At 40.0% G+C, this 7022-nt stretch carries 5 protein-coding genes and 2 pseudogenes; 5 read left to right on the top strand and 2 right to left on the bottom strand.

Annotated elements, in window-relative coordinates; genetic code table 11:
• From WIW52_RS06160 to WIW52_RS06140, 5 genes and pseudogenes are all read left to right on the top strand, one after another.
• Window positions 1–1443, top strand: a pseudogene (locus tag WIW52_RS06160) (ABC transporter substrate-binding protein); the annotation flags it as partial.
• A gap of 9 nt (window positions 1444–1452) precedes the next feature.
• On the top strand, window positions 1453–2499 hold the full coding sequence (locus WIW52_RS06155; RefSeq protein WP_337703127.1) for an ABC transporter permease: 1047 nt from the start codon (window positions 1453–1455) through the stop codon (window positions 2497–2499).
• 2 nt (window positions 2500–2501) lie between these two features.
• Window positions 2502–3854, top strand: a complete 1353-nt coding sequence (locus WIW52_RS06150) for an ABC transporter permease (RefSeq protein ID WP_337709287.1) — start codon at window positions 2502–2504, stop codon at window positions 3852–3854.
• Window position 3855: 1 nt separating this feature from the next.
• On the top strand, window positions 3856–4794 hold the full coding sequence (locus tag WIW52_RS06145) for an ABC transporter ATP-binding protein (protein ID WP_337709285.1): 939 nt from the start codon (window positions 3856–3858) through the stop codon (window positions 4792–4794).
• Window positions 4763–5743, top strand: coding sequence for an ABC transporter ATP-binding protein (locus WIW52_RS06140; protein ID WP_337703195.1), 981 nt, complete (start codon window positions 4763–4765; stop codon window positions 5741–5743). The genes WIW52_RS06145 and WIW52_RS06140 overlap by 32 nt, the downstream gene beginning before the upstream one ends.
• On the opposite strand, the gene WIW52_RS06135 is transcribed toward WIW52_RS06140, so the two are convergent.
• Both WIW52_RS06135 and WIW52_RS06130 read right to left on the bottom strand, forming a co-directional pair.
• The gene (locus tag WIW52_RS06135) at window positions 5740–5925 is read right to left on the bottom strand and encodes a hypothetical protein (RefSeq protein ID WP_337709283.1); all 186 of its coding nucleotides are present in this window, start codon (window positions 5923–5925) and stop codon (window positions 5740–5742) included. The genes WIW52_RS06140 and WIW52_RS06135 overlap by 4 nt on opposite strands.
• A gap of 489 nt (window positions 5926–6414) precedes the next feature.
• Window positions 6415–7022, bottom strand: a pseudogene (locus WIW52_RS06130) (hypothetical protein); the annotation flags it as partial.

Raw genomic sequence — 7022 nt, 5'->3', positions numbered from 1 at the left:
CCTGGTGCTGGTTTCACCGATGCTTACACGGACGAGATTGCAACAGCTCTGTTTACCCCAGCTGCTTTAACAGTACCCGGATCAGGATATCCAGTTCCTTACATCTATTCATTTAAGATTGTAAACATAACTCCCAATGCTGTGGTACCGGTTCCTTCCAACGCTTTATGGTGGAACCCTGCAAAACAACAAGTAACATATGTTCCTTCAAATACAACTGCACAGATGGCTGTGATCTACAATTTAGCACCTCTCTTCAATAATGATAAATGGGCGGACGGACAAAACATAACTTTAGCGGACATAATATACCAATACATCATAGCGTCAGAAATGTCACTGAACTCCAGCAACCCAATTTACGACTCTGTTACTAGTTCCGTCTACGGTCCTGCACTACAGACGATTAAAGGATTTAAGATAATTAACTCTACAGCAATAGAAATATGGGGTAACGATTGGTTCTTCGACCCAACACAAGCAGTAGTAAACTTATTTGATTCATTCAATCCTTTAGGTTATTCATTAGCTGGTGGAGGTTACTTCCCGTGGCAAGTGTATGTTGGGATGAAAGATGTTGTAGCTGAAGGTAAGGCTGCGTGGTCACAGAGCACAGCACAATCTAAAGGAATTGACTGGTTAAACTTAGTAAGCCCCACTGACGTAGGCTATATACTTTCAGCCTTAGAAAACGCTTCCACAAGCGGTTACATACCGAACAGTTTAATACAAGTAGAAAAATTAAGTAACATGACACTAGTAACTCAACAACAAGCGATATCTGGTTACAAAGCTGCAATATCTTTTATCCAGACTTACGATAACGCTCTAATTGGTGACGGACCGTTCATATTGGTAGCTTGGAACCCCAGTGCCTCCCCACAGTTTGCAAAGATAGTTAAGAACCCGTACTTCCACCTCGTCCCTACGCAACAAGCATTATCAACGCCGATGACGTACTCAATATCCTTCAATGTTCCACCTACAGTAACGGCAGGAGAGGTATTGAACGGGACGGTGAGGGGAACTCCAGCGGGAAGTACTCAAGCAAGTCCGGTAGCTAATGTGACGGTGTATCTCGAATTACTACATCCTAATGGATCCGTAATATTCTCGACGCAAGAAATGACTAACAACCAAGGTCAGTTCACATTCAATATACCGAAGAACTTGTCATCTGGCTCTTATATTCTAACAATAGCGGCGTATCAAAACACTTCGATATTGATAAATCCAATGGAAGTTTCTCTAGTCGTATTACCACCTGTTACCACGACTTCGTCTACCACAACAGCTAATTTAAGTACGACATCAGTTCAGACCAGTTCATCAAGTGCTACCTCCACGACGTCGAGTGGTATTAATGTAGGTCTCATAGGAGCTGTGATAGCGATAATAATAATAGTGATAGCGGCTGTCGCGTTATTAAGAAGGAGGAAGTGAGGTTTCTAAATGGCGTACTTTACATTCGTCCTAAAAAAGGCAATCATTTATTTTTCCGTTCTAATTGCAACACTGTCTATTCTCTACATATTTACCTTTCCAATTTTGCAGGAAGTCATATCTAAAAGTATAGATTTTCAAGTGGCACAATTTACTCAGACTCTTTTAAAAAATTCTCACCATCTAAACTCCACTCAAGTTCAACTTATTGTTGAAAGGTACAAGGAAACGTTAATTTCTGCATACGGGTTGAACCAGCCTATTATTACTAAATACTTTGTACAAATGTATAATCTCATACTCTTTAATTTCGGTAACGCTTATTTTATCCAAGCACCATCTGGCTCGAGAGAGGTTAGTAGTATAATAGCATACTATTTACCCAACACAGTACTCCTTTTCACGACGGCGACTATCATATTTATAATAGCAGGCACTATCATAGGACTACTCTCCGCTAAATCAAAAGTATGGGATAAAATAATTGCCATAATAGCGGTAGTCCACTCCAGTATACCAACTTGGTGGTTAGGCTTTGTTTTAATAGCTGCCTTAGCTTATGGAGTAAAAGTTTTCCCGCCCGGGGGAATGACATCAGTTCCACCACCGAAAAACCCCTTTGACTATGGAATAAGCGTGATATACCATATGACTCTTCCTCTAATCACCATATTCATAGTGAATGTGGGTGGTTTTGCCTATATAGTTAGGAGCTTGGTTGCCTCTATAATGAAGGAGGATTTTGTAATCACAGCTAAAGCAAGAGGTATACCAGAATCTAGGATACTATTCAAACACGTCTTACGAACTGCTTCTCCTTCAATAGCTACCCAAGCTATCTTAGCTCTTGCCGGTTCATTGGGAGGTAGCCTGACTACGGAGGTAGTATTCGAATGGCCGGGGATAGGTTTATTGACTTACGTTGCAATAACATTAAACGACTTGCCCGTAATATTGGGAGTTACTTACGTCTTAACGATAGTCTTACTTTTGGGTTTGTTTTTAGGAGAGTTAGTTTACGGGATTTTGGACCCAAGAATAAGGTCAGGTGAATAAATTTGAGTAAATACGAAGTTGGTATTTCTAGTTATGTGAGAGAGTTTTTACACAATAAAATGGGTCTAACCGGACTCATAATACTTTTAATTTTGCTCGTTTTCACCGTAGTTGCCTTATCAGTACCTGCCCAAGTGTATGAGTCGTGGAATAATCCTGCATCATGGAGTGAGTATCCGAAACACGTACCCCCGGCGTGGCTAGGAATCTTCTATCCTAATAAGTATTTCACGACCGAGCAGTTGTCCCCAACTAACATATCAGAGTATTCACCAGCTAAAGACATTTACATAGCTTTAATCACGTTCTCGTTTAACTGGACTAAGTCGTTTCCGGCTTACAACGTCTACTTCATAATTTCTACCAACAGTACGCCGATTGAGGAAGTAGTCTATTGGAATAAACCCGACGGTAGCACAATTCAGATCCAAGTGCCTAATTCGTATTTTAACGTACCTTTTGATTTAACAGCTATACAAGGTTTCATTCTAAATTATATATCGTCGATCACCGGTAAAGCCCCCAACATAGTAAACGCTACTACATTATCCACCGCACTGTTTAACTCGCCCAAGTCTAACTTATCAGTGACCGAGGACGGCAAATACATAGTGAAAATAGAAGTCATATCTGCGAAACCGATGAACGTAACCAAAACCAAAATTTTACTGTTAGGTAATTCTTACGGACTCATGGGTACAGATTACTTTGGTAAGCCCATAGATCTAGGCGTGCTTTTAGGGCTTCCCGATGCACTAGAAATAGGTGCCTTAACTTCGATTGTCTCCGTAGTGGTCGGGATTATAGTGGGTGGCATATCAGGGTATCTTGGCGGTACTAAAGACTCCGTTATTCAGTGGATAACATTGGTGTTTCTGGCATTGCCTGCACTCCCGTTTTTAGTCGCAGTATCCTTTGTCACAGAGCCAAACCTCGAATTGGAAGGACTGTTAATCTCCTTCCTATCGTGGCCCTTTTACGCAATTATTGCAAGGTCTATGGCGCTATCGATCAAATCTAACAGTTACGTTGAAGTGGACAAACTCTTGGGCATACCTTCCTATAGAATATTCTTTACTCATTTTATGCCAAGATTGATACCGATAACTGTAGCTTACATGGCATTGGGAGTTCCTGCCGGTATATTGCTTGCTCAAACTCTAGCTTTTCTAGGAATAGCTCCGGCTAATATAGTAACGTGGGGAGGTATTTTAGATCAAGCGGAAACGTATCAAGCCCAAGTGAACGGTTGGTGGTGGTGGGTAGTGTTCCCTGGCCTTATGATAGTGGTAGTGGCAGTTCCTTTCGTTCTAATAGGTTTCGCAGTAGAAAGGATTACTTTAGGGGAGAGATAAAATGCTATTAGAGGTACAGAACTTAAAAGTTTATTTCTATACTAGGAGGGGTGTCGTAAGGGCAGTGGATGACGTTAACTTGAACTTGGATAAAGGAGAAATTGTAGGACTTGCCGGGGAGAGCGGTTCGGGGAAAAGCACTATAGGATACGCGATAATGAGGTTAGTACCTAACCCTGGAAAAATTGAGGGAGGCAAGATGCTTTTCAAGGGCGAGAACATCTTAGATCTGGATGAGGATACCTTCAGGAGAAATTACAGGTGGAAAAAGATATCGATGGTTTTTCAAGGGTCGATGTCTGGATTTACGCCAGTTTTTAAGATAAAAGATCAGATCGTCGAGGTTTTGAAAATTCACGGTTGGAACGGAGACTATGATGAACGGGTTAAAGAGTTGTTTAAGATGGTTAACTTGGATCCATCATTGGCGGAGAAGTACCCTCATGAGTTATCTGGAGGGCAAAAACAGAGGGCTTTTATAGCCATGGCGTTAGCACTTAACCCTGAAGTTCTGATAGCTGACGAGCCTACTACTGCCCTAGACGTAGTAGTCCAAGAATACATTCTTAATTTACTAAAGCAACTTAGAAAAGATCTGAATTTATCTATAATTTTCATAACACATGACTTAGCGTTATTATCTGAAATCTCAGACAGAAATTATATACTTTACGCAGGTAAAATTATGGAAAGCGGTCCCTCTGAGATTATATTTAAAAAACCCAGACACCCTTACACGTCCTTACTAATAGAGTCTATAGCTACGTTAGATAAAGATATAATAAAAGGGATATCTGGCTTTATGCCAGACCTTTCAACCCCCCCTAAAGGGTGTAGATTTAACACTAGATGTCCCTTTGCTAAAGACGTATGTTTCAATGAAGAACCCGAATTTAAAAAATTCTCAGATGGTGACGAGGTTGCCTGTTGGCTCTACTGAGGATTATAGGGTTAGAGTGAGAAACTTAAAAGTCTATTTCGCTACTGGTGGTAGGATATTCGGTAAGAAGCACTTGACCAAAGCGTTAGATGGTGTGACGCTTACAATTAAGAAAAGGGAGATTATGGGAGTAGTGGGTGAGAGCGGTTCTGGTAAAACTACGTTAGGGAGGGTTACTTTAGGTCTTCAGAAACCCACAGAAGGGGAAGTTTACATCAAAACTGACAATGAGGAAATAAACGTAGTAAAAAGTAAGGTTAAGGTAGTAGGAAGATACGCACAGATGATTTATCAAGATCCCTATTCTTCGATAGACCCAATTATGAGAGTGTATGACGTTCTGGCTATGCCGTTAAAATACCGAAAAGAGGAGAACATTGAGGAGAAAATCAAGGAGGCAATGAATTTAGTAGAACTACCGCTGGAGTTATTAGAGAATAGAGTCTATCAGCTTTCAGGTGGACAGAGACAGAGGCTTAGCATAGCTAGGGCAATAATCGTAGACCCTAAGTACGTAGTTGCTGATGAGCCTACTACCATGTTAGACGCCTCACTGAAAGGCGAAATACTAAAGATAATAAAGGACGCTAGGGAGAAAAAAGGTATATCTTTCATGTTGATAACACATGAATTACCGATAGCTAAAATAATCTCAGATAAAATCACAGTTCTATACCTAGGGAAAGTAGTAGAGATCGGTAGAGCCAGTGACGTTATAAAGAAGCCCCTACACCCATACACTCAGAGCCTGATCGAAGCCTATCCCAAAATCGACCCGTCATTAAGGGATAAACCCAAGGAGATAAAGATAAAAATAGACGTAGTGAGACCGGAGAAAGGTTGTGTGTTCTACCCCAGATGTCCATTCGCTCATGATAGATGCAAAGAAAAGGAACCCGAACTGAAGGAAATAGATCAAGACCACTACGTAGCATGCTGGCTTTATTAACGAGAAAATCTCTCTCCTAAAAACTCTAATAAACCTCTTATACCCACCAATGCACCAGCTATTGACACTATCATCGAGATAACTATAATCGACAAGCTCTGTAATGACGCCCCCAAGTAGTCTAAGCCTATCGCTCCTAAAAGCATCGTTAAGCCAACTATTACTTTAAGTAATGATTGCATTATTTAAGTCTCGTACTCAGGAACTAAAAACCTTGATTATAATAAAGCTAGAGATTATTAAGGGCGGAGGGTAGGCAACGTTAGACAGCTAACTTCTGAGGTTTGAACTTACGCTCAATGTTTTTGAGGGATTAATTGCATAAGTATTTAGCGGAAGTGATGAAATGAAGAGACCTTAGGGTGTGACGAATTAGATGGGTTAAATGGATTAGAAGAGTAACCATCCATGTTGAAGTACCATATGGTGAAGTTTGTCGTTTGTGCTGTTAGTGGTAAGCCGTTCTGGAAGGCCCTCAACTATAGCCCACATTATTAAAAATGTGTCATAACAAATTTCTAACATATTGAAAATAAACAAAAATATATCACTGACATAATTGAACATGATAAAGAATAAAATTTTCTTTTTAGATAAAAATAGTTAAAAAAGAGAACACGACCTCTTTTTACGCTGTAGTTAACAAAGCTGATAGATCTCCAATCATCATATTACTCTGCTTTGCGTTTCCCGATTTTACCATGGGGGTTGAGAGTTTTGCCTTTCTCTACCAAGTTTATTTCTACGTGAATTACGTGAATAATTAACCCTATCAATATTGACAAAACGCCTAAAACCAGGCTTTCCTCACCTAAAGCGATCAATACGACTATAGACAATAAAATAGAAAATATCTGTAACGCTGGGTAAAAAGGTGCTTTAAACGAACCGATAAAGCCCCTTCTCCTAGATATTATTACAGCCATAGCTGTAGTAAGATAAGAAAACACAGTCCCGAAGTTAGAGACAAGTCCGATTGCTTCAACGTTGCCAAGACTCAAAGACGATATCATGATTGATACTACAATAAGAGTCGGTAAAGCCTCATTTATCGAAAGTCTCGAGGGTATTAAGTTGTCCATAGCCATTTGCTTTAAAGTTCTCACTGTAGCGATTATTGTAGATAGGGTTACAGTAAGCGTAGCAATAATAGCAGTGAGTGTGGACAACAATTTTGTTAATATAAAATGAATTATTTGAATTGTTTGTGCTTTATTAATAGAACGTTGATGATAATACTTTTTTAGGGTGAGCACGGGAGGTATTACCTGGAGGTGAG

The sequence above is a fragment of the Stygiolobus sp. RP850M genome (assembly GCF_037389295.1).
GTDB lineage: Archaea > Thermoproteota > Thermoprotei_A > Sulfolobales > Sulfolobaceae > Stygiolobus.
This window is presented reverse-complemented; position numbering and strand designations above follow the sequence as displayed.